The sequence below is a fragment of the Clostridium sp. 29_15 genome, from assembly GCF_001916075.1.
Classification (GTDB): Bacteria; Bacillota; Clostridia; order Clostridiales; family Clostridiaceae; genus Clostridium; species Clostridium lentum.
This window is the reverse complement of record NZ_MNRT01000021.1, coordinates 1-26,108: the sequence shown is the minus strand read 5'-3', so window position 1 is coordinate 26,108 and position 26,108 is coordinate 1. Positions and strand designations below refer to the sequence as shown.

General features: G+C 33.1%; 43 protein-coding genes and 1 pseudogene. 1 reads left to right on the top strand and 43 read right to left on the bottom strand.

Going from position 1 to position 26,108, the window contains the following annotated elements; all coding sequences use genetic code 11:
• Positions 1–117 precede the first annotated feature (117 nt).
• Positions 118–975 (top strand): YitT family protein, encoded by an 858-nt coding sequence (locus BHW04_RS03380; protein WP_022212015.1) that lies wholly within the window; start codon positions 118–120, stop codon positions 973–975.
• Between the two features lie 14 nt (positions 976–989).
• On the opposite strand, the gene BHW04_RS03375 is transcribed toward BHW04_RS03380, so the two are convergent.
• The 43 genes and pseudogenes from BHW04_RS03375 to BHW04_RS03165 all read right to left on the bottom strand — a co-directional run.
• A complete protein-coding gene (locus BHW04_RS03375; RefSeq protein WP_022212014.1) occupies positions 990–1,562 on the bottom strand; it encodes a Fe-S-containing hydro-lyase in 573 nt (190 codons plus the stop codon).
• A gap of 10 nt (positions 1,563–1,572) precedes the next feature.
• The gene (locus BHW04_RS03370) at positions 1,573–2,415 is read right to left on the bottom strand and encodes a fumarate hydratase (protein ID WP_302630719.1); all 843 of its coding nucleotides are present in this window, start codon (positions 2,413–2,415) and stop codon (positions 1,573–1,575) included.
• A gap of 155 nt (positions 2,416–2,570) precedes the next feature.
• A complete protein-coding gene (gene cwlD, locus BHW04_RS03365) occupies positions 2,571–3,269 on the bottom strand; it encodes an N-acetylmuramoyl-L-alanine amidase CwlD (RefSeq protein ID WP_302698886.1) in 699 nt (232 codons plus the stop codon).
• A 105-nt stretch (positions 3,270–3,374) separates the two neighbouring features.
• Positions 3,375–4,976, bottom strand: coding sequence for a Na/Pi cotransporter family protein (locus tag BHW04_RS03360; RefSeq protein WP_186835323.1), 1,602 nt, complete (start codon positions 4,974–4,976; stop codon positions 3,375–3,377).
• A 228-nt stretch (positions 4,977–5,204) separates the two neighbouring features.
• Entirely contained in the window at positions 5,205–5,597 is a 393-nt protein-coding gene (gene rpsI, locus BHW04_RS03355; RefSeq protein ID WP_022212010.1) for a 30S ribosomal protein S9, read from the bottom strand.
• Between the two features lie 26 nt (positions 5,598–5,623).
• Positions 5,624–6,058 carry a 50S ribosomal protein L13 gene (gene rplM, locus BHW04_RS03350; RefSeq protein WP_022212009.1) on the bottom strand — a complete coding sequence of 145 codons (435 nt, stop codon included), beginning with the start codon at positions 6,056–6,058 and terminating at the stop codon, positions 5,624–5,626.
• Positions 6,059–6,218: 160 nt separating this feature from the next.
• The gene (gene truA, locus BHW04_RS03345; RefSeq protein WP_302698883.1) at positions 6,219–6,953 is read right to left on the bottom strand and encodes a tRNA pseudouridine(38-40) synthase TruA; all 735 of its coding nucleotides are present in this window, start codon (positions 6,951–6,953) and stop codon (positions 6,219–6,221) included.
• Positions 6,954–6,988: 35 nt separating this feature from the next.
• Positions 6,989–7,786, bottom strand: a complete 798-nt coding sequence (locus BHW04_RS03340; protein WP_302698881.1) for an energy-coupling factor transporter transmembrane component T family protein — start codon at positions 7,784–7,786, stop codon at positions 6,989–6,991.
• A gap of 18 nt (positions 7,787–7,804) precedes the next feature.
• Positions 7,805–8,662 (bottom strand): energy-coupling factor transporter ATPase, encoded by an 858-nt coding sequence (locus tag BHW04_RS03335; protein WP_302622847.1) that lies wholly within the window; start codon positions 8,660–8,662, stop codon positions 7,805–7,807.
• Positions 8,647–9,480, bottom strand: a complete 834-nt coding sequence (locus tag BHW04_RS03330) for an energy-coupling factor transporter ATPase (protein ID WP_302622849.1) — start codon at positions 9,478–9,480, stop codon at positions 8,647–8,649. Before BHW04_RS03330 ends, BHW04_RS03335 begins: the two co-directional genes overlap by 16 nt.
• 190 nt (positions 9,481–9,670) lie before the next feature.
• Positions 9,671–10,012 (bottom strand): 50S ribosomal protein L17, encoded by a 342-nt coding sequence (rplQ, locus tag BHW04_RS03325; protein ID WP_022212004.1) that lies wholly within the window; start codon positions 10,010–10,012, stop codon positions 9,671–9,673.
• A gap of 12 nt (positions 10,013–10,024) precedes the next feature.
• Positions 10,025–10,972: a DNA-directed RNA polymerase subunit alpha gene (locus tag BHW04_RS03320; protein ID WP_022166534.1), complete on the bottom strand. Its 948-nt coding sequence runs from the start codon at positions 10,970–10,972 to the stop codon at positions 10,025–10,027.
• Between the two features lie 98 nt (positions 10,973–11,070).
• Positions 11,071–11,691: a 30S ribosomal protein S4 gene (gene rpsD, locus BHW04_RS03315; RefSeq protein WP_022212003.1), complete on the bottom strand. Its 621-nt coding sequence runs from the start codon at positions 11,689–11,691 to the stop codon at positions 11,071–11,073.
• A gap of 32 nt (positions 11,692–11,723) precedes the next feature.
• Positions 11,724–12,116 carry a 30S ribosomal protein S11 gene (gene rpsK, locus BHW04_RS03310; protein ID WP_022212002.1) on the bottom strand — a complete coding sequence of 131 codons (393 nt, stop codon included), beginning with the start codon at positions 12,114–12,116 and terminating at the stop codon, positions 11,724–11,726.
• Positions 12,117–12,131: 15 nt separating this feature from the next.
• Complete coding sequence (gene rpsM, locus BHW04_RS03305) at positions 12,132–12,497, bottom strand: 30S ribosomal protein S13 (protein ID WP_022166532.1); 366 nt, start codon at positions 12,495–12,497, stop codon at positions 12,132–12,134.
• A gap of 210 nt (positions 12,498–12,707) precedes the next feature.
• Positions 12,708–12,821, bottom strand: a complete 114-nt coding sequence (gene rpmJ / locus BHW04_RS03300) for a 50S ribosomal protein L36 (RefSeq protein WP_016205879.1) — start codon at positions 12,819–12,821, stop codon at positions 12,708–12,710.
• Between the two features lie 39 nt (positions 12,822–12,860).
• A complete protein-coding gene (infA, locus tag BHW04_RS03295) occupies positions 12,861–13,079 on the bottom strand; it encodes a translation initiation factor IF-1 (RefSeq protein ID WP_005212092.1) in 219 nt (72 codons plus the stop codon).
• 7 nt (positions 13,080–13,086) lie between these two features.
• Positions 13,087–13,368: a KOW domain-containing RNA-binding protein gene (locus tag BHW04_RS03290; protein ID WP_022212001.1), complete on the bottom strand. Its 282-nt coding sequence runs from the start codon at positions 13,366–13,368 to the stop codon at positions 13,087–13,089.
• Positions 13,369–13,449: 81 nt separating this feature from the next.
• The gene (gene map / locus BHW04_RS03285; RefSeq protein ID WP_022212000.1) at positions 13,450–14,199 is read right to left on the bottom strand and encodes a type I methionyl aminopeptidase; all 750 of its coding nucleotides are present in this window, start codon (positions 14,197–14,199) and stop codon (positions 13,450–13,452) included.
• On the bottom strand, positions 14,199–14,849 hold the full coding sequence (locus BHW04_RS03280; RefSeq protein ID WP_186835305.1) for an adenylate kinase: 651 nt from the start codon (positions 14,847–14,849) through the stop codon (positions 14,199–14,201). The genes map and BHW04_RS03280 overlap by 1 nt, the downstream gene beginning before the upstream one ends.
• A 22-nt stretch (positions 14,850–14,871) precedes the next feature.
• Positions 14,872–16,143, bottom strand: a complete 1,272-nt coding sequence (secY, locus tag BHW04_RS03275) for a preprotein translocase subunit SecY (protein WP_022211999.1) — start codon at positions 16,141–16,143, stop codon at positions 14,872–14,874.
• Position 16,144: 1 nt separating this feature from the next.
• Complete coding sequence (gene rplO / locus BHW04_RS03270; RefSeq protein ID WP_022211998.1) at positions 16,145–16,585, bottom strand: 50S ribosomal protein L15; 441 nt, start codon at positions 16,583–16,585, stop codon at positions 16,145–16,147.
• 23 nt (positions 16,586–16,608) lie between these two features.
• A complete protein-coding gene (rpmD, locus tag BHW04_RS03265) occupies positions 16,609–16,788 on the bottom strand; it encodes a 50S ribosomal protein L30 (RefSeq protein WP_022166527.1) in 180 nt (59 codons plus the stop codon).
• A 13-nt stretch (positions 16,789–16,801) separates the two neighbouring features.
• Complete coding sequence (gene rpsE, locus BHW04_RS03260) at positions 16,802–17,299, bottom strand: 30S ribosomal protein S5 (RefSeq protein ID WP_022211997.1); 498 nt, start codon at positions 17,297–17,299, stop codon at positions 16,802–16,804.
• A 20-nt stretch (positions 17,300–17,319) separates the two neighbouring features.
• A complete protein-coding gene (rplR, locus tag BHW04_RS03255; protein ID WP_022211996.1) occupies positions 17,320–17,682 on the bottom strand; it encodes a 50S ribosomal protein L18 in 363 nt (120 codons plus the stop codon).
• A 20-nt stretch (positions 17,683–17,702) separates the two neighbouring features.
• On the bottom strand, positions 17,703–18,245 hold the full coding sequence (rplF, locus tag BHW04_RS03250) for a 50S ribosomal protein L6 (RefSeq protein WP_022211995.1): 543 nt from the start codon (positions 18,243–18,245) through the stop codon (positions 17,703–17,705).
• A 67-nt stretch (positions 18,246–18,312) separates the two neighbouring features.
• The gene (gene rpsH / locus BHW04_RS03245; RefSeq protein WP_022211994.1) at positions 18,313–18,711 is read right to left on the bottom strand and encodes a 30S ribosomal protein S8; all 399 of its coding nucleotides are present in this window, start codon (positions 18,709–18,711) and stop codon (positions 18,313–18,315) included.
• 31 nt (positions 18,712–18,742) lie between these two features.
• Complete coding sequence (locus BHW04_RS03240; protein ID WP_186835304.1) at positions 18,743–18,928, bottom strand: type Z 30S ribosomal protein S14; 186 nt, start codon at positions 18,926–18,928, stop codon at positions 18,743–18,745.
• A gap of 15 nt (positions 18,929–18,943) precedes the next feature.
• Positions 18,944–19,486: a 50S ribosomal protein L5 gene (gene rplE, locus BHW04_RS03235; RefSeq protein ID WP_022211993.1), complete on the bottom strand. Its 543-nt coding sequence runs from the start codon at positions 19,484–19,486 to the stop codon at positions 18,944–18,946.
• 22 nt (positions 19,487–19,508) lie between these two features.
• Entirely contained in the window at positions 19,509–19,823 is a 315-nt protein-coding gene (gene rplX / locus BHW04_RS03230) for a 50S ribosomal protein L24 (RefSeq protein ID WP_022211992.1), read from the bottom strand.
• Between the two features lie 16 nt (positions 19,824–19,839).
• Positions 19,840–20,208 carry a 50S ribosomal protein L14 gene (rplN, locus tag BHW04_RS03225; protein ID WP_022211991.1) on the bottom strand — a complete coding sequence of 123 codons (369 nt, stop codon included), beginning with the start codon at positions 20,206–20,208 and terminating at the stop codon, positions 19,840–19,842.
• Positions 20,209–20,236: 28 nt separating this feature from the next.
• A complete protein-coding gene (gene rpsQ, locus BHW04_RS03220; RefSeq protein ID WP_022211990.1) occupies positions 20,237–20,491 on the bottom strand; it encodes a 30S ribosomal protein S17 in 255 nt (84 codons plus the stop codon).
• 22 nt (positions 20,492–20,513) lie between these two features.
• The gene (gene rpmC / locus BHW04_RS03215) at positions 20,514–20,726 is read right to left on the bottom strand and encodes a 50S ribosomal protein L29 (RefSeq protein WP_022211989.1); all 213 of its coding nucleotides are present in this window, start codon (positions 20,724–20,726) and stop codon (positions 20,514–20,516) included.
• Positions 20,726–21,160, bottom strand: coding sequence for a 50S ribosomal protein L16 (gene rplP / locus BHW04_RS03210; RefSeq protein ID WP_022211988.1), 435 nt, complete (start codon positions 21,158–21,160; stop codon positions 20,726–20,728). Before rplP ends, rpmC begins: the two co-directional genes overlap by 1 nt.
• An 18-nt stretch (positions 21,161–21,178) precedes the next feature.
• On the bottom strand, positions 21,179–21,847 hold the full coding sequence (gene rpsC, locus BHW04_RS03205) for a 30S ribosomal protein S3 (RefSeq protein WP_022211987.1): 669 nt from the start codon (positions 21,845–21,847) through the stop codon (positions 21,179–21,181).
• 22 nt (positions 21,848–21,869) lie between these two features.
• Complete coding sequence (rplV, locus tag BHW04_RS03200) at positions 21,870–22,205, bottom strand: 50S ribosomal protein L22 (RefSeq protein ID WP_022211986.1); 336 nt, start codon at positions 22,203–22,205, stop codon at positions 21,870–21,872.
• Between the two features lie 21 nt (positions 22,206–22,226).
• A complete protein-coding gene (gene rpsS, locus BHW04_RS03195) occupies positions 22,227–22,511 on the bottom strand; it encodes a 30S ribosomal protein S19 (RefSeq protein WP_022211985.1) in 285 nt (94 codons plus the stop codon).
• 65 nt (positions 22,512–22,576) lie between these two features.
• A complete protein-coding gene (rplB, locus tag BHW04_RS03190; RefSeq protein WP_022211984.1) occupies positions 22,577–23,410 on the bottom strand; it encodes a 50S ribosomal protein L2 in 834 nt (277 codons plus the stop codon).
• A gap of 57 nt (positions 23,411–23,467) precedes the next feature.
• On the bottom strand, positions 23,468–23,764 hold the full coding sequence (rplW, locus tag BHW04_RS03185) for a 50S ribosomal protein L23 (protein WP_022211983.1): 297 nt from the start codon (positions 23,762–23,764) through the stop codon (positions 23,468–23,470).
• Positions 23,764–24,384: a 50S ribosomal protein L4 gene (gene rplD, locus BHW04_RS03180; RefSeq protein WP_022211982.1), complete on the bottom strand. Its 621-nt coding sequence runs from the start codon at positions 24,382–24,384 to the stop codon at positions 23,764–23,766. The genes rplW and rplD overlap by 1 nt, the downstream gene beginning before the upstream one ends.
• A gap of 24 nt (positions 24,385–24,408) precedes the next feature.
• Positions 24,409–25,038 carry a 50S ribosomal protein L3 gene (gene rplC / locus BHW04_RS03175; protein ID WP_022211981.1) on the bottom strand — a complete coding sequence of 210 codons (630 nt, stop codon included), beginning with the start codon at positions 25,036–25,038 and terminating at the stop codon, positions 24,409–24,411.
• Between the two features lie 77 nt (positions 25,039–25,115).
• Positions 25,116–25,424 carry a 30S ribosomal protein S10 gene (gene rpsJ / locus BHW04_RS03170; RefSeq protein ID WP_022211980.1) on the bottom strand — a complete coding sequence of 103 codons (309 nt, stop codon included), beginning with the start codon at positions 25,422–25,424 and terminating at the stop codon, positions 25,116–25,118.
• A gap of 596 nt (positions 25,425–26,020) precedes the next feature.
• Positions 26,021–26,108, bottom strand: a pseudogene (locus BHW04_RS03165) (elongation factor Tu); the annotation flags it as partial.

Below are 26,108 nucleotides of genomic sequence, written 5' to 3'. Positions count from 1 at the left end.
TATTAAGAATTAATATCTCTTATAAAAAAAATTTTTTTTATTTCTATTGCATTTTTACTACTATATACTTTATTATGTTATATGAAATTTATATAAATAATTAATGAGGAAAAATTTATGAAGATATTTTACAAAAACAAAATGCTTATTTTAGATATTGTACTTATAATTTTAGGAACATTTATTTCTGCACTAGGAATAAATCTATTTATTTCTAATGCTAAACTTCTTAGTGGTGGTGCCACTGGTATCGCTCTTATTTTTCAATATGCTTTGAATATTCCTTCTGGGCTTATTGTCTTCTTAATAAATATTCCATTATTCTTTGTAAGTTATAAATTTTTAACCAAACGTTTCACAATTTATACTGCCATAGGAATGCTGTCATTCTCTACAGCTCTTATATTAACTAAACCATTATCATCATTTGTAAATGTTGATGATATATTGCTTTATTGTATTTATGGTGGTGTAATAAATGGTATTGGTAGTGGACTAGTCTTTTCAAGAAATGGTTCCACTGGAGGTACTGATATTATTACCATGGTAATTCGAAAAAAATATCCTAGTTTTGAAATAGGTGCAGTAAATTTCTATTTCAACTTAATAATTGTTGCTATTGGTGCATTAATTTTTGGCTTACCTCAAGCACTTTATACATTGATATCAATGTATATTCAAGGATTTACTATTGATAAAGTAATTAATGGTTTTACTAGCAAAAAACTCTTCTTAGTATTAACTGATCGTGAAAAAGATATTATTGATTTTGTATTAAAAGATATGCATAGGGGAATAACTTCCTTAATGGCTGAAGGTGAGTTTACTGGACATAAAAGAAAGCTTCTTTATGTAGCTGTAACCACTTCTCAAATGATTAGTTTAAGAAGAAAAATTTTAAATATAGATCCAAATGCCTTTATTACAATAGTTGATGTTTCAGAAGTAAAAGGTAATGGATTCCAATCAATATAGCAAAAAAACACAGCTTAACTGCTGTGTTTTTTTACTTGCTCATTTAAATATTTTTCTTTTCCTATTTCATAAAGATTATTTCCTTCACTATCTATAATTACTGTTAAAGGCATGTCTTTCACTTCAAGTTTTCTTATAGCTTCAGCTCCAAGGTCTTTATAAGCCACAATCTCTGAAGATATTATACACTTGCTAATAAGTGCTCCTGCACCACCTATAGCTCCAAAGTAAATAGATTTATTTTTCTTAATTCCTTCAATGACTTCTTCACTTCTTGCTCCCTTACCAATCATTCCTTTTAATCCTAAATCCAAAAGTATAGGTGCATATTTATCCATTCTATAACTAGTAGTTGGACCTGCTGAACCAATTATTTCTCCAGGTTTCTCTGGTGTAGGTCCTACGTAATATATCACTGAATCCTTAAGTTCTATGGGTAGCTTTTCTTTTTCCTCGATGAGCTTAACTAACCTTTCATGAGCTGCATCTCTTGCTGTGTAAATTATTCCACTTAATAATACATTATCTCCAGCTTTCAGATTTGCTGCTTGTTCTTCTGTTAAAGGAAGATATATTTTCTTTTCCATAAACTTTCCCCTATAAAATCCTTTCCTTATGCCTAGTAGCATGACAATTTATATTCACTGCCACTGGAAGTCCTGCAATATGAGTAGGATATGTTTCTATATTTAAAGCTAATGCCGTAGTCTTTCCACCAAATCCTTGAGGCCCAATACCTATTTTATTTACCTCTTCTAATAACTCTTTTTCTAAATTGCCATAAAACTCATCAACATTTTTTTCATTAACATATCTTAATAAAGCCTTTTTAGCAAGATATGCTACTTTATCAAAGTTGCCACCTATACCAATGCCTATTACTATAGGTGGACATGGATTGGGCCCAGCAATTCTTACTGTTTCAAGTACAAAGTTCTTTACACCCTCTAATCCATCAGATGGCTTCAACATGATAATTCTGCTCATATTTTCTGAACCAAAACCTTTAGGTGATACCATTATTTTTACTTTATCTCCTGGTACAATATTGTAGTAAATCAGTGCCGGAGTATTATCATTGGTATTTACCCTATGTAATGGATCCTTAACCACTGATTTTCTTAAAAATCCTTCTTCATATCCCTGTCTTACTCCTTCATTAATTGCTTCTTCCAAATTTCCTCCTATTATATGAACATCTTGTCCAATATCAATAAATACACAAGCCATTCCTGTGTCTTGACATATTGGTATTTTTTCTCTAGCAGCTATATGACTATTTTCTATTATCTTGTTTAAGATATTATTTGCTATTGGCCATTTTTCATTTTTTTCTGCCTTTTCTATTGCTTCCTTTATATCATCAGGCAAATAATAATTAGCTTCTATGGATAATTCCTTAACTGTCTTTGTTATCTCCTTTATATTTATAATTCTCATAAAACTCCCCCTTATATTTAAATTTTATTATATATATTCAATGAACAAGCTACTATTTTTTATTAGAAATTTATAATTGATAATGGATAATTGAGATTGAAAGTCCTTATGAACTTTCCCCAATTATCAATTATCAATTATTAACCTTACTGATTTTAGCTTGCTTCACTCTTTTCATTTGTAGAACTGTCATTACTAAAGTATTCATCAATTCCTTTAACAATTCCATCTACTAACAATTGCTGATGTTCATCAGTTTTCAATCTACTTTCTTCATCACTATTAGATAAAAAACCACATTCTACTAATATAGATGCTCCTTCATATTTATCTCTTAAAATTAGATATGCTTCTCCTGCTGGTTTAGCTACTCTTTTATTACCATCATTCACTACTACTTTTATAGAATCTTGTACAATATTGGCTAGCTTTTCACTATCAGTATTAGATGCATACCATACTTGTGCACCAAAGCATTTTGCTTGAGGAAACATATTTTCATGGATAGAAATAAAAATATCACAATTAGTTTCAACTTTTAAAGATGCCCTCTTTTTTAAATCTTCTCTTTTCTTTTCCTTAATGCTTTTCCCCTTTTCATATAAGCCCCTATCACACTCTCTAGTCATAAATACTTTGTAGCCTTTATCTTCTAAACTTTCTCTAAGCTTTAAGGCTATGTCCAAATTAATATCTTTTTCCACAGTACCATTTTTAGATATTGCTCCCCCATCAATTCCTCCATGCCCTGGATCTATCAAGATTATCTTTTCATTTAATTCTTCTGCCTTTATTGGTATAGTACTTGAAAGAATTAAAAATACACCTATAAAAGCCAATATAAATTTTTTCATACTTATCCTCCATACCTTTTATTTCTCATTTTTATTATGTTTAAAACCACTTTTATTATTCCAACTAAAAAAAGACCAGAGGTATTTTTCCTCTAGTCTTTATAATTAATTATTTTCAATAACACTTTCAGCTATATTTGTTGAATGATCTCCAATTCTCTCTAAATTACTTAATATATCTAAGAATATAGCCCCTGTATATGCATTACATCTTCCATCATATAATCTTCTTATATGACGTTCTCTAAAGCTTTTTTGTTTTTTATCAATTTTAGCTTCAACATCAACTATGCTTTTTGCTTTATTAACATTTCTATTTTCATAACTTTCAATTGCTATATCTAAAGCTTCCAAAGTTGACGAATAAATACTATCTAGCTCTTCCATTGCATCCTTAGAATACTCTAATGATTTATTTATTTTTTGTAATGTTAAATCAGCTAAGTTTTCAGCATGATCCCCTATTCTTTCAATATCATTTACTATGTGGAATGTAGCCGCTACTATATTTTTTTCTTTATCTGATAATTCACATTTAGAAAGCTTAACTAAATATGTAGTTATTGATTCTTCTAATATATTTATAATTTTTTCATTTTCATAAACTTTTTGAACTAATGCTTCATCATTCTTCTTAAATGCATCCATTGATAAAACTAAACCTTTTTTAGCTTTTGTGGCCATTCTAATAGTTTCTTTTATTACTTGTCCAGCTGCAATTACTGGTGTTTCTAATAATCTATCATCAATATACTTAGGTCCTTGTTTTTCATCTTCATCTTCACCTGGTATAATCCAAGTAACTACCTTAATCAATAAAGGTATTAGCGGAACCATAATTATTGTATTTGTAATATTAAATATTGTATGTGCATTAGCTATTTGTTTACTTACTACTGGTGACATATATGAAACTATGTCAGCTAATAATCCTGTAGCTAATAACGGTAAAAATATCACTGTACCTGTTACATTAAATATTAAATGCATCATAGCTGCTCTATGAGCAGTTTTATTTGTTCCAACTGTTGATAACATAGCTGTTATACATGTACCTATATTACATCCAAGTACTATTGGTAATGCTCCTGCTATTGAAATCGCTCCTGCATTGGCTAAAGCAACTAATATACCAGTTGTTGCTGATGAACTTTGTAATACGGCAGTAATTAATGCTCCGGCAATAACTCCTAAGTACCATTTATCTGAAATAGTTAATAATACCTTTTGGAACATTGCTGATTCTCTTAAAGGTTCCATAGATTCACTCATCATTCCCATACCGATGAATAAAATACCAAATCCTAAAATAATATTCCCAATTTCCTTTTTCTTTTTCATCTTTGCAAACATTACAATCATTGCACCACCAAAAACAAATAAAGGTGCTATATCTGTAAGTTTAAACGCTACTAATTGTGCTGTAATGGTTGTCCCTATATTGGCCCCCATAATTATTCCAGCTGCTTGTGCTAAATTCATTAAACCAGCATTAACGAAACCTACTACCATAACTGTTGTTGCACTACTACTTTGAATTACTGCTGTAACTATGGCACCAACAACTACAGCAATTATAGGATTTTTAGTAACTTTTTCTAGTATATTTTTTAACCCTTCTCCTGCTGCGTTTTCAAGACCATCTCCCATGATTTTCATACCATATATGAATAACCCAAGACCGCCTAATAAACTAATTATAACCATTATTGTATCCAAGTTAGACTCTCCTCTACTTTTTATTTCTATAATAAACGATTATTTTCTCAAGGCTAGTTTACTATATTTTTTAATATTTGTTAAGGAATTTGCTCTGTTTTTAACATGAATTTAATATTTCATATTTTGGGTAATAATATTTTAATTTTCTTTATATATTATTAAATACTAAAAAAAGAGAGGCTGAACCTCTCTTTTTTTTGCAAAAAGAATATACTATCTCTTAGAGAATTGTGGAGCTCTTCTTGCTTTCTTAAGACCGTATTTCTTTCTTTCTTTCATTCTTGGATCTCTTGTTACAAATCCAGCTTTCTTTAATTCTGATTTAAGACTTTCATCTGACTTAATTAAAGCTCTTGTGATTCCGTGTCTTATTGCTCCTGCTTGACCAGTGAATCCACCACCGTGTACATTTACTAAAACGTCAAATCTGTCTTTAGTTCCTGTTAATACTAATGGTTGGTTAACGATCATTCTTAAAGTTTCTAAACCAAAGAAGTTTTCTATTTCTCTGTTGTTTATAACTACTTTACCAGTTCCTGGTACTAGTCTTACTCTAGCAACTGATTTCTTTCTTCTACCAGTTCCCATATATTGAACTTTTGCCATAATTTATTCCTCCTCCCGATTGTATATTAGTACTTTAATTCAAGTACTTCTGGTTTTTGAGCTTCATGATTGTGCTCAGCACCTCTATATACTACTAAGTTTTTAAGTTGCTTTCTTCCTAAAACTCCTGATGGAAGCATTCTTCTAACAGCTTCTTCGAAAGCTAGTTCTGGCTTCTTAGCTAATACTTCTCTGTAAGGAACTTCTTTAAGTCCTCCAACGTATCCGCTGTATTTTCTCATGAATTTTTGATCTAACTTCTTACCAGTTAAAACAACTTTTTCTGCATTGATAACTATTACGTGATCTCCGCAATCAACATTTGGTGTAAATGTTGGTTTATGTTTTCCTCTTAATATTGAAGCAACTTGGCTAGCAACTCTTCCTAGTGGCTTACCAGCAGCGTCAACAACAAACCATTTCTTTTCAACTTCTTGTGCCTTAGCAATGTATGATTTCATGTTTTTCCCTCCCTGAACTTACATTATATCGCTTTGCTCTTTCGAGCTTTGCATTTATGTTAAGACCCAGGTCTAATTGGATCTTACGTACATAAATAATCTAACAAACAAAATAAATTATAATACACGCTTACGGGCGTGTCAACATTTTTTTTTATTTTTAATAATAAACTTCAGTTAGCTTTAATCCTTTCGCAGGAACACAATCTCCAGCGGCTTTTCGATCTCTTCCTAATATAATTTTTTCAATATCCTCTGGTGTAATTTTTCCTCTTCCAACGTTAATTAAAGTGCCTACTATTATTCTAACCATATTATATAAAAAACCATCACCAGAAACAGAAATCTTAATAAAATCTCCATCAATTTTAATATTTACATCATATATGGTTCTTACAGTTGTCTTAACAGAACTTCCTTCACTTCTAAAAGCTTTAAAATCATGAGTTCCCTTAAAGAAGTGACAAGCATTCTTCATTACTTCAATATTTAAAGAATATTTATAATGATATGAATATAACCTATTTAATGCTGTTGGCACTAAATTATTATATATGGTATATTCATATGTCTTTCCCTTCGCCAAATATCTTGGATGAAAATCTTCAGAAACTTCTTCAGAGCTAAGAATCACTATATCATCTGGCAATCTATAATTAATTGCTTCTCTAAACTTATGGGGTGGTACTGTACTCTCTGTCTTAAATGTTGCCACAAATCCTCTGGCATGTACTCCAGAATCAGTTCTGGAGCATCCAAGTATCTCATTTTCTTCCTTAGTAAGATTCCTTACCGCCTCTTCAAGAGTTCCTTGTATAGTGACCTTATCATTTTGCTTCTGCCATCCATAATAATTAGTACCATCATACTCTATTATCAGTTTTATATTTTTCACTAAACTATCACCTTTTTTATTTTAATATTAAAAATTTATAATAAAATTCTTGTTGCTATAATACTAGCAAATACTATGGAAAATAATGCAAAAGCAATTACATCCTTAGAAGTGAATTTTAATACCTTCATTCTGGTTCTACCAACTCCACCTCTATAACATCTTGCTTCCATAGCCATAGCTAGCTCATCAGCTCTTTTAAAGGAACTAATAAATAAAGGAATCAATAATGGTATTAAGTTTTTAGCCTTCTGTAGAATGTTTCCTGTTTCAAAATCAGCTCCTCTAGCTTTTTGAGCTTTCATTATCTTATCAGTTTCATCCATCAATGTTGGTATAAATCTTAAGGCAATGGTCATCATCATTGCTAATTCATGGGCTATTTCTTTTCCTATAGGTCTTAGAAGCCTTTCTATCCCATCTGTAAGTTCTATTGGCGATGTAGTTAATGTTAATATAGACGTACCCATTATTAACAAAATTAATCTTATTGCCATAAATACAGCAGTTCTAAGTCCTAGCTCATATATTTTAATAAAACCAAAACTGAATAAAAGCTCTCCTCCCTTTACCATAAATAAGTTTAAGGCACCTGTTAAGGCAATTAATAGGAATACTGGTTTAAGACCTTTATATACAAATCTAAATGGTATCCTTGCTGTGCAGATAACTAATACTAAAAAAGCAACTACAAAAGAATATGCTGCAAATTTATCTACCACAAAAAGCGATATAATAAACAAAATAGATATTAATATCTTGGTTCTTGGGTCAAGCTTATGCACAAAAGATTCGCCAGGTATATATTGGCCTATGGTAATATCTTTTATCATACTAACTCTCTCTTTCCATTACTTATTTTTTAATAATATATTTAATAATTCACTTTTAGCTTTTTCCACAGTAAAAATATCTTCTGATACATTAAAGCCTTTTCTCTTTAACTCTCTCATTAAATACGTTACTTGAGGCACTGCTAAACCTATTCTTTCTAAAGTATCTATTTCCCTAAATACCTCTTTTGGTTTTCCTTGAAGCTCTATATGTCCATCATTCATTACAATGATCTTCTCTGCTAACTTTCCTACATCCTCCATACTATGGCTCACAAGAATTATTGTCATATTATATTTTTCATGCAGAAATTTTATCTGCTCTAATATATCATCTCTCCCTGCTGGATCCAAACCTGCTGTAGGTTCATCTAATATCAGCACATTGGGTTCCATAGCAATTACTCCTGCAATGGCTACTCTTCTCTTCTGCCCTCCACTAAGTTCAAACGGAGAAATATCTTTATACTCATCATAATCCAAACCTACCATTTCCATAGATTTTTTAACTCTTCTTAATATTTCATCTTCATTTAACCCTAAATTGGTTGGTCCATAAGCAATATCTTTAGCAATAGTTTCTTCGAAAAGCTGATATTCTGGATATTGAAATACTAACCCAACTTTTTTTCTAATATCAACTAGCTTAGTATCTTTATCAGTTATATCAGTTCTATCAACATAAATCTTTCCACTGGCTGGCTTTAAAAGCCCATTTAAATGTTGTATTAAGGTAGATTTTCCTGAACCAGTATGTCCGATTACTGCTAAAAACTCTCCATCTTCTATTTCTAAACTTACATTATCTAAAGCCTTTTTTTCAAAAGGTGTCTTTGGCATATAAACATATGTTAAATTTTCTATTTTAATTGACATATTGCATTCACCATCTCATTCACATCTAATATTCTAGTATCTATATTAATTCCTACTTTTTGCAACTCATAGCTTAATTCTGTTACTTGAGGAACATCTAGCCCTATATTTTTCATCTTTTCTACATTAGAGAAAACATCTCGTGGCTTTCCATCTAAAATCAACTTTCCTTTATCCATCACAACTATTCTATCAGCCTTAGCTGCTTCATCCATATAATGAGTTATAAGTATTACTGTAATTCCATAATTTCTATTTAAATCAATAATAGTATCAAGTACTTCTTTTCTACCTGATGGATCAAGCATTGCTGTTGGCTCATCAAATATTATACATTTAGGTTGCATAGCTAAGATGCCTGCTATGGCTATTCTCTGCTTTTGTCCACCAGAAAGCAAATGTGGTGCATGCTTTTTATACTCTGACATTCCAACCCTCTCTAAAGCCTCATCAACTCTTTTTCTTATTTCTTCTGGTGGTACACCTAAGTTTTCTGGTCCAAAAGCAACATCTTCTTCTACTATAGTTGCTACTAATTGATTATCTGGATTTTGAAAAACCATTCCAGCTGTTTCCCTTATATTCCATAAGTTATTCATATCAGAAGTATCCATTTTATTTACTAACATTTTTCCATCGGTAGGAATCAACAATGCATTCATATGTTTTGCCATAGTAGATTTTCCCGAACCATTATGTCCTAATATAGCAATAAATTCACCCTCTGTTATTTGAAGATTTACATCATTTATGGCAATCTTTTCTTCCTGGTTTTCACTAGCTGTATATTTAAAAACTAAATTTCTACATTCAATCATTGTATTCAAGCATTTTCCTCCCTTTTAATCATTAAATATCATATAAAAACCTATAGTGCTTTTATTTTCTTTATAAGCTAACTTATTAAATTTAAGTATACATTATTTTCTATAATATTATAAGCTTTTACATAATATTTATAAAAAAAAAGAGGGATTAAGCTTAACACTTAATCCCCCCTAAAAGAAATTATACTAATTCAAGTATAACAACTTCTGCTCCGTCCCCTCTTCTAGGGCCTTTTTTAATTATTCTAGTGTATCCACCATTTCTTTCAGCATACTTTGGTGCGATTTCTTCGAATAATGTCTTAACAACTTCTTCTTCTAAAACATAAGATAAAACTTGTCTTCTAGCGTGAAGATCTCCTCTTTTTGCAAGAGTGATCATTTTTTCAGCTATACTTCTAGTTTCTTTAGCTCTAGTTTCAGTAGTTTCTATTCTTCCGTGCTTTAAAAAGCTTGTTACTAAGCTTCTTAACATAGCTCTTCTTTGGTCTGTAGCAAGACCTAACTTACGATAACCTGCCATGGATCTTCCTCCTTACTCGTCGCTTAATTTTAAGCTTAAACCTAATTCTTTAAGCTTTCTTTCAACTTCTTCTAAGGATTTCTTTCCTAGATTTCTTACCTTCATCATGTCATCCATTGATTTACCAGCAAGCTCTTGAACTGTATTAATACCAGCTCTCTTTAAACAGTTATATGATCTAACTGAAAGATCTAGCTCTTCAACAGTCATTTCTAGTACTTTTTCCTTTTTATCTTCTTCTTTTTCTATCATTATTTCAACATCATTAGTCGCAACGCCTAAGGACATGAATAACTTGAAGTGTTCTATTAAAATTTTAGCAGATAAGCTTATAGCTTCATCTATTTTAATAGTACCATTAGTCCAGATTTCTAAAGTTAACTTATCATAGTCAGTAATTTGACCAACTCTAGTATTCTCTACTGTGAAATTAACTCTTTTAACTGGAGTATATATTGAATCAACAGCTATAGCTGAAAGTGGTAATGATTCACTCTTATTTTTATTTTGAGTAACATATCCTCTTCCTCTGTTTACTGTTAACTCCATATATAGTTTTCCGTTATCATCTAAAGTCGCTATATGTAGGTCTTTATTAATAACTTCAACATCTCCGTCTGTCTTAATGTCAGCTCCTGTTACTACACCTGGACCTTGAGCATCTATATAGATAGTCTTTGGTCCTTCACCTTCCATTGTTAACGCTAATGATTTGATGTTAAGAATTAATTCTGTAACATCTTCTTTAACGCCTTGTACAGTTGAGAATTCATGAAGTACTGTATCGATTTTAACAGATGTAGTTGCTACACCTGGAAGTGATGAAAGTAATATTCTTCTCATAGCATTTCCAAGTGTAATTCCATATCCTCTTTCAAGTGGTTCAACTACATACTTACCATAAGTACCATCTTCATTTGATTCAATGCACTCTATTATTGGCTTTTCGATTTCTAACATTTAAAAACCCTCCTTATATTAAAATGGCAATCTAATTATGAGGGCAACTGATTCTAAAATTGCACTTAAGACTAGATCTTATTTTACAAAGTTAGATTTTATTTGCTGTATAACTCAACGATTAGAGTTTCATTAATTGGTACATCAATGTCTTCTCTAGCTGGTTCAGCAACAACTTTACCTTCATAGTTTTCAACGTTAGCTTCTAACCATTTTGGTAATGTTTTTGGGTTTTCAACAAATGTCTTGAACTTTTCAGTTCCTCTGCTCTTTTCACAAACAGATATAACATCGTTAACTGATACCTTGAATGATGGAATATCAACTTTTTTACCATTTACTAAGAAATGACCGTGTGTTACTAATTGTCTAGCTTCGTTTCTTGAAGCACCGTATCCTAATCTGTAAACAACGTTATCTAATCTCATTTCTAATAATTTAAGTAAGTTTTCACCGCTGATACCTTTCATGTGTTCAGCTTTTTCATAGTATGCTCTAAATTGTCTCTCTAAAACACCGTATATTCTTCTTGCTTTTTGCTTTTCTCTTAATTGAACTCCGTAGTTAGACATCTTTTTCTTAGCTGCTCCATGTTGTCCTGGTGCATAGCTTCTTCTAACGAAAGCACATTTATCAGTAAAGCATCTATCTCCCTTAAGGAATAGCTTTTGACCTTCTCTTCTACATAATCTACATGTAGCTCCAGTATATCTTGCCATTCGTTACACCTCCTGTTGAACTTATATATAAACTAAACTCTTCTTCTTTTTGGTGGTCTACATCCGTTGTGTGGAATTGGAGTAACATCTTTTATTAAAGTTACTTCTAATCCAGCAGCTTGTAAAGATCTTATAGCTGCTTCTCTTCCAGCACCTGGTCCCTTAACGTATACTTCTATACTCTTTAGACCGTGTTCCATAGCCGCTTTAGCTGCAGTTTCTGCTGCCATTTGTGATGCGAATGGAGTACTCTTTCTTGATCCTCTGAAACCTAAAGCTCCAGCACTTGACCATGATAAAGCATTTCCTGCTGCATCAGTTAAAGTAACTATTGAGTTATTGAAAGTTGATTTGATGTGTGCAGCACCATGTTCAACATTCTTTCTTTCTTTTCTTCTTCTAGTCTTTTTAACTTTTTGAGCCATTGAAATCCCTCCTCACTATTTCTTCTTGTTTGCGATTGTCTTCTTAGGACCTTTTCTAGTTCTAGCATTAGTCTTAGTCTTTTGTCCTCTAACTGGAAGACCTTTTCTATGTCTTATTCCTCTGTAACATCCGATTTCAACTAATCTCTTTATGTTTAAAGCAACTTCTCTTCTTAAGTCACCTTCAACTGTAATATTCTTAACGAAGTTTCTGATTGCATTAACTTCTTCTTCAGTAAGATCTTTAACTCTAGTGTCTGGGTTTACTCCAGTTTCAGCTAAAATCTTTTGAGAAGTAGATAATCCTATACCGTATATATATGTTAGACCTATCTCAACTCTTTTTTCTCTTGGTAGGTCAACTCCTGAAATTCTTGCCATTGATTTACACCTCCTGATAAGTTGGAATGCAATTATTTATTAAATAATTTATAATGAATTTTAGGTTAATAGATAACTAATTGCAATTACTATTGCAGCCGCACCTAAAATTATCGACTTAAATATTGCCTATATAATAATATTGAAATTTGTAATAAAAGTCAATATATTAATATTTGTAAAAATATATTTGCCTAATACTTAATTATATTAGCCTTGTTTTTGCTTGTGCTTAGGATTTTCACAGATAACCATTACTTTTCCTTTTCTTCTTATAATCTTGCACTTTTCGCAAATAGGCTTAACTGATGGTCTTACTTTCATCGCTAACCCTCCTTGTGTAATTTATGGTGACTTCACACCTTATTTTGCTCTCCAAGTAATTCTTCCTCTTGTTAGGTCATATGGAGAAAGCTCTATTGTTACTTTATCTCCCGGAAGAATTCTTATGAAGTTCATTCTTAATTTTCCTGATATGTGAGCTAGTATTTTATGACCACTTTCTAACTCAACTTGAAACATTGCATTAGGTAAAGCTTCTAAAACTACACCTTGCATTTCTATTACATCATCTTTTGACATAAGGTAATCAACCCTCCTTAACAATGCCTTTAAGCTTTAAAAATCTCTTAATCTTTAAATCAGTGCCTTTATCTTTAGCTGCTAGAGCAGTTTTAATATGATCTTCAGCATCTTCTAAAACATCAAAATGTTTTATCTTCTTTTTTTTCGGCATCTGAATTGTCTTTGTTTTTCCATTGCTCAATAGGTAATAATTATCATCTATATTATCTACTATGACATACATTTGATTTTTATCCCTACCTGAATTTGAAATAACAAGTTTTCCAATTAAGTCATTGTTTTGCAAACTTTTCACCTCGATGATTACCTTAGCCATAAATTTACAAGACACCATATGGTTTCATGCGAATTTATAACTAAGCAACACTTATTTAACTAGTGTTAGTATCTCTGGTCCATCTGGTAAAATTATGACTGTATTTTCATAATGTGCTGATAGACTTTTATCACTGGTGATAACTGTCCAATCATCACCTAATGTTTTAACTCTATGACTTCCTACGTTAACCATAGGTTCAATAGCTAGAGCCATACCAGTCACTAATTTTGGACCTCGGCCTGGTCTTCCGAAGTTTGGAACCTCTGGATCTTCATGAAGATCTTTTCCAATTCCATGCCCAACGAAATCTCTTACAACAGAGAACCCTGAAGCCTCAATATATTTTTGTATTTCATTTGAAATATCAGTTAGATTATTTCCTACTTTTGCAGCTTCTAAACCTTTGAAAAAACTTTCTTTAGTTACTTCAATAAGCTTTTGTGCTTCTTCTGAAATATTTCCAACAGCGAAGGTTCTTGCAGCATCTCCGTGATAGCCATCAATAATAGCTCCACAATCTACACTAACAATATCTCCTTCTTTTAATACATACCTTCCTGGTATTCCATGAACTACTTGCTCATTAACAGATATGCATAGTGATGCAGGAAATCCATAGAGCCCTTTAAATGAAGGTTTTGCCCCATGCTTAGTTATAAATTCTTCTGCTATCCTATCTAATTCGGCAGTAGTTATGCCTGGCTTTATGTTTTTCTCAACCACTAGAAGCGTTTCCGCTACTATTTTACCAGCTTTCCTCATTAGGTCGATTTCTTTATCATTTTTAATAATGATCATTAATCAACTCTCCCGAATAATTCACAAATATCATTAAATACTTCGTTAATAGCTTTTGTTCCATCTACCGTAGAAAGTAGATTTTTTTCTTTGTAAAAATCAATCAGTGGTTGTGTTTGTCTTTCATATACGTCTAGTCTTTCCCTAACCGTATCTTCTCTATCATCTTTTCTTTGAACTACTTCGCTTCCGCATACATCACATATTCCTTCAACCTTAGTTGGGTTGAATTTCACGTGGTAACTAGCTCCACATGATCCACAAACTCTTCTTCCTGTCATTCTTTCAAGTATAAATTCCATAGGTACATCAATTAATAAAGCTGTATCTATATTTTCATCTCTTGAATCTAAGAATGTTTCAAGGGCTTCTGCTTGTGCAACAGTTCTTGGAAACCCGTCTAAAAGATAACCGTTTTTACAGTCTTCCCAAGTTAATCTATCTTTAACCATGTTAATAGTTACTTCATCAGGAACTAAAAGTCCCTTATCCATATATCCTTTAGCTTCAATTCCTAAAGGGGTTGCTTCAGAAATATTTTTTCTAAAGATATCCCCAGTAGAAATATGTGGTATAGAGTATCTATTACTAATTGATTTTGCCTGTGTTCCTTTTCCAGCCCCTGGAGGACCTAACAATACGATTTTCACCGGCATCATCTCCATTATTAATCTATTTTAAGAATCCATCATAGTGTCTCATCACTAATTGTGAGTCTAATTGTCTAGAAAAATCTAGTGCAACCCCAATTATTATTAATAAAGATGTTCCACCGAACTGAACTCCTGATATATATTTTCCAACTAATATTGGTGTTACTGCTAAAAACGCTGCAAATAACCCTCCAATTATAGATACTTTAGTAAGTAGATTTTCAAAATACTTTTCTGTAGCTTCTCCAGGTCTTATACCAGGAACAAATCCTGCTGACTTATGAAGATTTTCAGCCATTTCATCTGGTTTAAATGTTATTTGAGTATAGAACCATGTAAAGAAAATAGTTAATACTGAATAACAAACCGGATACATCCAAGTACCTGTATTGAAAATACTGTACTTACTGCTAGTAATCCAGCTAGCCCATCCCTTTGAAGGGAAGAAAGCAGCAATTGTTGTTGGGAACATCATTACTGACATTGCAAATATTATAGCAATAACTGCAGATCCTATTATACTTAGTGGTATATGTGTTGATTGGCCTTTCATTACTTTTGAACCAACAGCTTTACCAGCATATTGAATTGGCACTCTTCTTTCTGCTAATGAGAAGAATATTGTAACTGCTAAAAGGGCAATCACTCCAACTAAGAATAATAATATTTCAATTATAGATATCTCTCCTGCTGTCTTTAGGGTATAAACCGAATTAACAGTTGAAGGTATCTGAGATACTATATTTACAAATATTAAGATTGAAACACCATTTCCAAATCCTTTTTGTGTGATTTGGTCACCAAGCCACATACAGAAAGTTGATCCAACTACTAGTGAGAATATTATTACTATTTTTTCAGGTGTTCCTACTCCACTAGTTGCACCTAAATTAGCAATAGTTGAATAAACACCTAAAGCTAATACGCAAGCAATCCCTATAGATACATATCTAGTAATGCTTTGGATCTTCTTTCTTCCTTCTTCACCTTCCTTAGATAATTGTTCTAATGAAGGTATTGCAATTGTTAATAATTGCATTATGATTGAAGCGTTGATGTAAGGCGATACACTTAAAGCTAATATACTAGCTTTCGTGAAAGCTCCACCTGATATTAAGTTATAAAAACTTAATAATCCACCGGATTCAGTTAATGTGCTCAAGGCACTAGTGTCAATCCCAGGAACTGGAATATGTATCCCAATCCTGAAAATTGCAACTAGAAAAATCGTCCATAAGAACCTTTTTCTTAATTCCGGAACCTTCCAGGCATTACGTAGGGTTGATAGCATACTAAATCACCTCAACTTTTCCTCCAGCTGCCTCGATCTTTTCAGCCGCTGATTTTGAGAATTTACATCCTTGAACCGTTAGGCTTTTATCTATAGTCCCATTTCCTAATATTTTAACACCATCTAATACTTTACTTATAACTCTTGTTTCAAGTAATAATTCTGGAGTAACAACTGTTCCATTTTCAAAAATGTTTAATCTATCAACATTTATTGAAACATACTTCTTAGCGAAGATATTTGTGAATCCTCTCTTTGGAAGTCTTCTGTATAATGGCATTTGACCACCTTCGAATCCAGGTCTAACTCCACCACCAGATCTAGCGTTTTGTCCTTTTTCACCTTTACCAGCATTTCTTCCTAATCCTGAACCAGTACCTCTACCAACTCTTTTAGGAGCTTTTTTACTACCTGCTGCAGGTTTTAACTCATGAAGTTTCATTCTAAAAACACCTCCTCGTTATATTATACTTCTTCTACTTTTAATAAGTAGTTTACTTTATCGATCATACCTTTTATTTGAGGAGTAAGCTCATGCTCTACTGTCTTTCCGATCTTTTTTAGACCAAGAGCGTTTGCAGTAGCGATATGGTCTTTCTTTCTGCCTATTAAGCTTTTAACTAAAGTAACCTTTATCTTTGCCATTGCGTGATACCTCCTAACCTAATATCTCTTCAACAGTTTTGCCTCTTAACTTAGCTATATCCTCAGCTGTTCTTAAGCTTGCTAAACCATTAATTGTAGCATTTACCATGTTTCTTGGGTTGTTTGAACCTAAAGACTTAGCTCTAACGTCCTTTAACCCTGCTAATTCTAATACAGCTCTTGCTGGTCCACCAGCGATAACTCCTGTACCTTCTTTAGCTGGCATGATTAAAACTTTACCAGTTCCAAATCTACCATATATTTCGTGAGGAACTGTTGTTCCAACTATAGCAACGCTAACCATGTTTTTCTTAGCGTCTTCGATACCTTTTTTGATTGCTTCTGGGATTTCGATTGATTTACCAGTTCCAACACCAACGTGTCCGTTCTCATCACCAACAACTACTAGTGCGCTGAATCTGAAGTTTCTACCACCCTTAACAACCTTAGTAACTCTGTTTATATAAACAACCTTTTCTTTAAGGTCTAGTGTGCTAGGATCGATTCTCATTGCGTTCCCTCCTCGTTCTATTAGAATTTTAAGCCTGCTTCTCTAGCTGCTTCAGCTAAAGCTTGAACTCTTCCGTGATATACGTATCCACCTCTGTCAAATACAACTTCAGTAATACCTTTATCTAAAGCTCTCTTAGCTACAGCTTCACCGATCATTTTAGCTGCTTCTTTGTTTCCACCAGCATTTACTTTTAACTCTTTATCTACAGTAGAAGCTGATACTAATGTTACAGCATTAACATCGTCTATTATTTGAGCATATATATTTTTTTCACTTCTATATACTGAAAGTCTTGGTCTTTCAGGAGTACCAGAAATCTTTTTACGTACTCTAAGGTGACGTTTTGCTCTTAAAGCCTTTTTGTCTGCCTTTTTAAACATATTGGTTCACTCCTTCCTAATTATTTCTTACCAGTTTTTCCTTCTTTACGTCTGATTACTTCACCTTCAAACTTGATTCCCTTACCTTTGTATGGTTCAGGTTTTCTCCATTTTCTGATATCAGCAGCAGCCGCTCCAACTAATTCCTTATCGATACCTGATACAACTACTTTAGTAGCAGCAGGTGTTTCGAAAGTAATTCCTTCGATTGGTTCTATTTCAACTGGATGTGAAAATCCTAAGTTCATTACAAGTTTCTTTCCTTGTAATTGTGCTCTGTAACCAACACCAACTAATTCTAGAGTTTTTGAGTATCCCTTTTCAACTCCAGTAACCATGTTATTGATAAGAGCTCTAGTTAATCCGTGAAGAGCTCTGTGCTCTTTAACATCACTAGGTCTAGTTACAACTACTTGGTTGTCTTCAACTGCAATATTCATGTCTTTGTCCATAGCTTTAACTAATTGACCCTTTGGTCCTTTTACAGTAACAACGTTAGCTTCGTCAACTGTTACAGTAACACCAGCTGGGATAGCTATTGGTAATCTACCTACTCTTGACATAATCGCACCTCCTGTTTTAATTGTATATCTATAATAATCTATATAAAGTTAATTTCTGAATTAATTACTACCATACGTAGCAGATAACTTCTCCGCCTAAGCCCATTTTTCTAGCTTCTCTGTCTACAACTAAACCTTTAGAAGTTGAAACTACAGCAATTCCTAATCCATTAAGAACTCTTGGAACTTCATCCTTCTTGCAGTAAACTCTTAGACCTGGCTTAGATATTCTCTTAATACCAGTTATAACTCTTTCTTTGTTTGCTCCATATTTAAGAGATATTCTCATCATTGGAACTACACCATCGTTGTATTCCTCGATTTCTTTAATGTATCCCTCTTGTAATAATATATTTGCAATAGCCTTCTTTACGTTTGAAGAAGGAACTTCTACTACTTCATGTCTTACAGAATTTGCATTTCTGATACGTGTTAGCAAATCTGCGATAGGATCTGTCATAACCATTTATTTTGCCTCCTTTCAGTCGTTTAAGTTCTTACCAGCTTGCTTTCTTGCAACCAGGGATTTCACCCTTGTAAGCAAGTTCTCTAAAGCATATACGGCAAATACCAAACTTCTTTAATACTGAATGTGGTCTTCCACATAATCTGCATCTTGTATAAGCTCTTGTTTTATATTTAGGAGTCTTGCTCCACTTTTCAATAATAGCTTTACGTGCCACAGTTTTCCCTCCTTATTATTGAGCGAATGGCATACCAAGGAATCTTAATAATTCTCTTGCTTCTTCGTCAGTTTTAGCTGTTGTTACGAAGATTATATCCATCCCTCTAACCTTATCGATCTTATCGTATTCAATTTCTGGGAATATTAATTGTTCTTTAATTCCTAAAGAATAGTTTCCTCTTCCATCGAATGCTCTATCAGAAACTCCTCTGAAATCTCTTACTCTTGGAAGAGCTATTGACATAAGCTTATCAGCGAATTCAAACATCTTAGCTCCTCTTAAAGTAACTTTGCATCCTAATGCCATGTTTTCTCTGATCTTAAAGTTAGCAACTGATTTCTTTGCTCTTGTTAAGATAGGTTTTTGTCCTGAGATTAAAGTTAAATCATTAACCGCAGATTCTAAAATCTTTTGGTTATCTTTAGCTTCTCCAACTCCCATGTTTATAACTATTTTTTCAAGCTTTGGAACTTCCATGATATTTTTGTATCCGAACTTTTCAACCATAGCTTGAACTACTTCGTTTTTATACTTTTCTTGAAGTCTTGGTGTCATTTATAGTGCCTCCTTTCAGAAATTAGAATGTTTCTCCGCACTTCTTACAAACTCTAACCTTAGTACCATCTTCTAAGATTTTGTTGCTAATTCTTGTAGCGTTTTTGCATTTTGTGCAGTATAACATAACTTTTGAGCTGTATATAGCTCCTTCTTTTTCTATTATTCCACCTTGAGCGTTTGCTCTGTTAGGTTTTTGGTGTTTCTTAACTATATTAACTCCTTGTACTAGAACTTTTCCAGTCTTTGGATATACTTTTAAAACTTCACCAGTTTTACCTTGATCTTTACCTGAAATAACTACAACTGTGTCATTCTTTCTAACATGTAACTTCAAATGAGCCACCTCCTTATTATAGAACTTCAGGTGCTAATGATAATATTTTGTTAAATTCTCTATCTCTTAGCTCCCTAGCAACTGGCCCGAAGATACGAGTTCCTCTTGGTTGCTTATCATCTTTTATTATTACTGCTGCGTTTTCATCAAATTTGATGTATGAACCGTCAGCTCTTCTTAATCCTCTTACAGATCTAACTATAACAGCTTTAACTACGTCACCTTTTTTAACAACTCCGCCTGGTGTTGCCTTTTTAACGCTAGCTACTATTACATCTCCAATGTTACCGAACTTTCTCTTTGATCCGCCTAATACTCTGATACACATGATTTCTTTAGCACCTGAGTTATCAGCTACGTTTAGTAAGGTTTGTTGTTGTATCATTGAATTACCCTCCTTTCAGTTTTAAAGCCTATTTAGCTCTTTCAACTATTTCAACAAGTCTCCATCTCTTATCTTTAGATAATGGTCTAGTTTCCATTATTACAACTCTATCATTCATTTTAGCTTCATTATTTTCATCATGAGCTTTGAATTTAGTAGTAGTATTCATAGTTTTTCCGTATAATGGATGTCTAACCTTAGTTTCAACAGCAACTACGATAGTCTTATCCATTTTATCAGAAACAACTCTACCTAATCTTTTCTTTCTTAGTCCTCTTTCCATTAGGGGCTACCTCCTTCCAGATTTACTGTTCAAATGCCCTGATCTCTTCTTCTCTTATGATGGTTTTGATTTGGGCTATAGATTTTTTAACTTCTCTTATTCTCATAGGATTTTCTAATTGTCCAGTAGCTAATTGGAATCTTAAGTTGAATAATTCAGCTTTAAGGTCATTTAACTTAACTTTTAAATCTTGAGAATTGCTTGTTCTTAACTCTTTTAGGTCTCTAGCCTTCATTATTCTTCACCACCCATTTCCTCAAAATCTCTTCTTGTAACGAATTTACACTTTACAGGAAGCTTGTGTGATGCAAGTCTCATTGCTTCTCTTGCAACTTCTTCATTAACTCCAGATAATTCGAATAATACTCTACCTGGTTTAACTACTGCTACCCAATATTCTGGTGAACCTTTACCTGAACCCATTCTTGTTTCAGCTGGTTTCTCAGTTACTGGCTTATCTGGGAAAATCTTTATCCAAAGTTTTCCACCTCTTCTAATGTATCTGTTTATAGCAATTCTGGCAGATTCTATTTGATTACTAGTGATCCATCCACAAGTTTGTGCTTGAATACCATAATCTCCGTATGCAAGGAAGTTACCTCTAGTAGCTTTCCCTTTCATTCTACCACGTTGTACCTTACGATGCTTAACTCTTTTAGGCATTAACATAGTCTAATTCCTCCTTTCTTATGCTTCAACTTCTTCCTTCTTTTCAACTTTTTTTGTAGGAAGAACTTCTCCATTATAAACCCATACTTTAACACCTATCTTACCGTATGTTGTATTTGCTTCAGCAAATCCATAGTCGATATCAGCTCTTAAAGTTTGTAGTGGGATTGTTCCTTCATGATATTGTTCAGTTCTAGCCATTTCAGCTCCACCTAATCTACCTGAACAAGCTGTTTTAACACCTCTAGCTCCTAATTTCATAGCTCTTTGGATGCTTTGTTTCATAGCTCTTCTGAAAGATACTCTTTTTTCTAATTGTGCAGCTATGTTTTCAGCAACTAATTGTGCATTAGCTTCTGCATTCTTAACTTCAACAATGTTAATTAAGATGTTCTTTCCATCAACTATTTTAGCTAATTTAGCTTTTAAAGCTTCAATTCCAGCTCCGCCTTTACCAATTACTACACCTGGTTTAGCAGTGTGGATGTTTAATTTAATTCTCTTAGCTGATCTTTCGATTTCAATCTTAGCGATACCAGCTGAGAAAAGTTCTTTCTTTACGAATTCTCTTATTTTGTTATCTTCAACTAAGTTGTCAGCAAATGTCTTCTTATCAGCATACCATTTTGCATCCCAACCTTTGATAACTCCTACTCTAAGTCCGTGAGGATTTACTTTTTGACCCACTTGTTTTCCCTCCTTCTTCTAATTATGCTCTTTCTTTAACTACTACCGTAATATGACTTGTTCTCTTGTTGATTCTGAACGCTTTACCGTGATCCATTGGTCTGAATCTCTTTAAAGTTGGACCAGCACCTACAAATGTTTCTGCAACATATAGGTTTTCAACGTTTAAGTCATGATTGTTTTCTGCATTAGCAACTGCTGATTTTAAAACTTTGTTTATTACTACTGCAGCTTCTTTTGGAGTATATTGTAATATCGCAAAAGCTTCGTTAACGTTTTTTCCTCTTATTAAATCAAGAACTACTCCTACTTTCATTGGAGACATTCTCACATATTTAGCTATAGCTCTAGCTTCCATTGATGTTCCTCCTTTCAAAGATTACTTTCTCTTTCTTGATGCTTTTTCGTCGTAATCGTGTCCTCTGTATGTTCTAGTTAAAGCAAACTCACCTAACTTGTGTCCAACCATATCTTCACTTATATAAACTGGAACGTGCTTTCTACCGTCGTGTACAGCTATTGTATGACCGATCATTTGTGGGAAAATTGTTGAACTTCTTGACCAAGTCTTAACAACTTTATTTTCACCATTAGCATTCATTTCTTCTATCTTCTTTAAAAGACTTTCTTTAACGAAAGGTCCCTTCTTTATTGATCTACTCATTATAATTGGCCTCCCTTCATAATTTGTGGCTAGTAAGCTTGAAGAGAATTTATCTTCTCTTCAAATTACTTACTATTTCTTCTCTTTATTATGAATCTATCAGAATATTTCTTATTCTTTCTAGTCTTGTATCCAAGTGCTGGTTTACCCCATGGAGTAACTGGACTTGGTCTACCGATTGGTGATCTACCTTCACCACCACCATGAGGGTGATCGCAAGGGTTCATTACAGAACCTCTAACTGTAGGTCTCCATCCCATATGTCTCTTTCTACCAGCTTTACCAATATTGATGATATCGTTAGTAGTGTTAGAAACTGTACCGATTGTAGCTCTACATTCGATTCTTACATATCTCATTTCACCTGATGGTAATCTTAATGTTGCATAGTTACCTTCTTTAGCCATTAATTGAGCTGAAGTACCTGCAGATCTTACCATTTGACCACCTTTACCAGCTTGTAATTCAATGTTGTGAACTACTGTACCAACTGGCATGTTCTTTAATGGTAATGCATTACCTGGTTTGATATCTGCTTCTGGTCCAGAAACAACTACATCTCCAACTTTTAATCCTACTGGAGCAAGTATGTATCTCTTTTCCCCATCTGCATAAACAACTAACGCAATGTAAGCTGTTCTGTTTGGATCATATTCTATAGTAGCAACTTTTGCTGGAATACCATCCTTATTTCTCTTGAAATCTATTATTCTGTATTTTCTCTTAGCTCCACCACCGTGGTGTCTAACAGTTATTTTACCTTGTGCATTTCTACCACCAGTTTTCTTTAAAGAAACAAGAAGTGACTTTTCTGGTGAATTTGTTGTTATTTCATCAAATGTAGCCATTGTCATTTGTCTTCTTGATGGTGTAGTAGGTCTAAACTTTTTAACTGCCATGCTAATTCCCTCCTTCTTTAAGCTTATCTGGTTTAATACCAATACTGCGCTTTATTATTATTGCATTCCTTCAAAGAATTCAATAGCTTTGCTGTCTTTAGCTAATGTTACGATAGCTTTCTTTTGGTCAGCTCTCTTTCCAACATGTACGCCCATTCTCTTAGTTTTTCCCATAGTTCTAACTGTTTGAACTTTTTCAACTTTAACACCGAAAACTTCTTCTACAGCTCTTTTTATTTGAACTTTGTTAGCGCTCATATGAACTATGAAAGTGTACTTATTTTCAGCCATTGCTGCCATACTCTTTTCAGTTATAACAGGCTTTCTGATTATATCGTGGCTTGTCATTCTCATTATGCGTACACCTCCTCGATTTTTGATACAGCATCCTTAGTCATTATAACTTTTGGATATTTTAATAAATCATAAACGTTGATGTTGTTTACAGGCATAACTGTAACACCTTCAATGTTTCTAGCTGATTTATATACTGCTTCGTTTGATTCAGCAGTAACGATTAATGTTTTCTTAGCTTCGAATGCGTTTAACATTCCAACTACAGTCTTAGTTTTTGGAGCATCCATTACTAAGCTTTCTAATACTATCATTTCATCATTTTGAACTTTGCTTGTTAATGCTGATAACATAGCAACTCTTCTCATTGATTTAGGGATAGACATTCTGTAGCTTCTTGGCTTTGGTGCGAATACAACTCCACCTTTGATCCATTGAGGTGCTCTTATAGAACCTTGTCTAGCTCTACCAGTTCCTTTTTGTCTCCAAGGCTTGATTCCGCCTCCTCTAACCTCAGCTCTTGTTTTAGCTGATTGAGTTCCTTGTCTCTTGTTAGCTAATAATGCAACAACTACTTGGTGCATTGCGTCTGCATTTACTTCTGCAGCAAATATATTATCATTTAATTGGATTTCTCCAACTTGCTTTGCTTCTATGTTAAATAATCCTAACTTAGGCATTCTGTTTCCTCCTTTCTAAAGAAATTAAGCTTTAACTGCGTTTCTTATAACAACAGTGCTCTTGTTAGCTCCTGGGATACCACCCTTAACTAATATTAAGTTCTTTTCAGCTATTACTTTAACAACTTCTAAGTTTAATACAGTAGTGTTTTTAGCTCCCATATGCCCTGGCATTTTTTTGTTTTTGAAAGTTTTTGATGGATCAGAAGAAGCTCCCATTGAACCTACTGCTCTGTGGAACTTAGAACCGTGTGACATTGGTCCTCTGTTAGCATTCCATCTCTTGATAACCCCTTGGAATCCCTTTCCTTTAGAAACTCCTGATACGTCTACTTTATCTCCTGCAACGAAAACATCAGCAGTTATTTCTTGACCTACTTCATATTCGTTAGCATTTTCTAATCTGAATTCCTTTAAAGTTCTTCTTAAAGAAACACCAGCTTTAGCAAAGTGACCTTTTCTTGGGCTGTTAACTAATTTTTCTCTAACATCGCCAAATCCTACTTGTATTGCTTCATAACCATCTTTTTCGATAGTTTTCTTTTGAACAACAACACATGGACCAGCTTCTACTACAGTTACAGGAATAACTCTTCCATTTTCATCGAAAATTTGAGTCATACCAATTTTTTTACCTATTATAGCTTTTTTCATGTATTTACACCTCCCAAACGAATTAGCGGATTGCTTAGCAATCATAACCGTTCAAACTGTTTATTTAATTATTTAAATTAAAGCTTTATTTCGATATCAACACCTGCTGGTAAGTTTAATCTCATTAAAGCATCAACTGTCTTAGGTGATGGATTAACTATATCGATTAATCTCTTGTGTGTTCTTATTTCGAATTGTTCTCTAGAGTCTTTGTACTTATGTACAGCTCTTAATATTGTAACAACATCTTTCTCAGTTGGTAGAGGTATTGGACCTGCAACCTTTGCACCTGTAGATTTAGCTGTTTCAACAATTTTTTCAGCTGATTGATCTAATATAGTGTGATCAAAAGCTTTTAATCTGATTCTTATTTTTTGTTTTGACATTCTGGTTTCCCTCCTTTTCATGTACGCTTTACTTCTAACGCACAACAGTAGCTGTTCTGTAAACTGTTCCAGGTGTATCACACCTAAACATATAGCACACTACTGCCGTCGGATTCTAGATCCTGACTAGCTCCTCAAGAATACCCCGGAAGTCCGGCAACCTCTTGATTCATCGCATTATGCTACACAACTTCTTTATTATACTATGTTTATATATGTTAATCAAGACTTTTTTTTCGCCTTTTTGATTAATTTTTTCAATGCTTTTTAAAAACTTTAATTATTTTTTCGTCAGTTGTTACTTATAATTCTATATGGATTTATTGCTTTTTTCAACATATTTTTTATTTTAAATTTAACCTTATATTACTCTTATTTTTAACTTTCCCAATTATTAATATATTAAACATTTACTTTTTTCTATTTACTTCATTTAATTGATTATTTTCTTATAATATATAAAAAAAAGAAAGCAAAGGCGTCCCTTTACTCTCTTTTTTTATTGCGATCACATTTATTTAGCGCTATAAAATTTATTTAAAAGTTAAATTTGTTATTTTAGTAATTAAGATAGTTAAGCTATTCTAAAGTAGGAATTATCCTAAAACTTTAGTAACAACTCCTGAACCTACAGTTCTTCCACCTTCTCTGATGGCAAATCTTAATCCTTCATCCATAGCAACT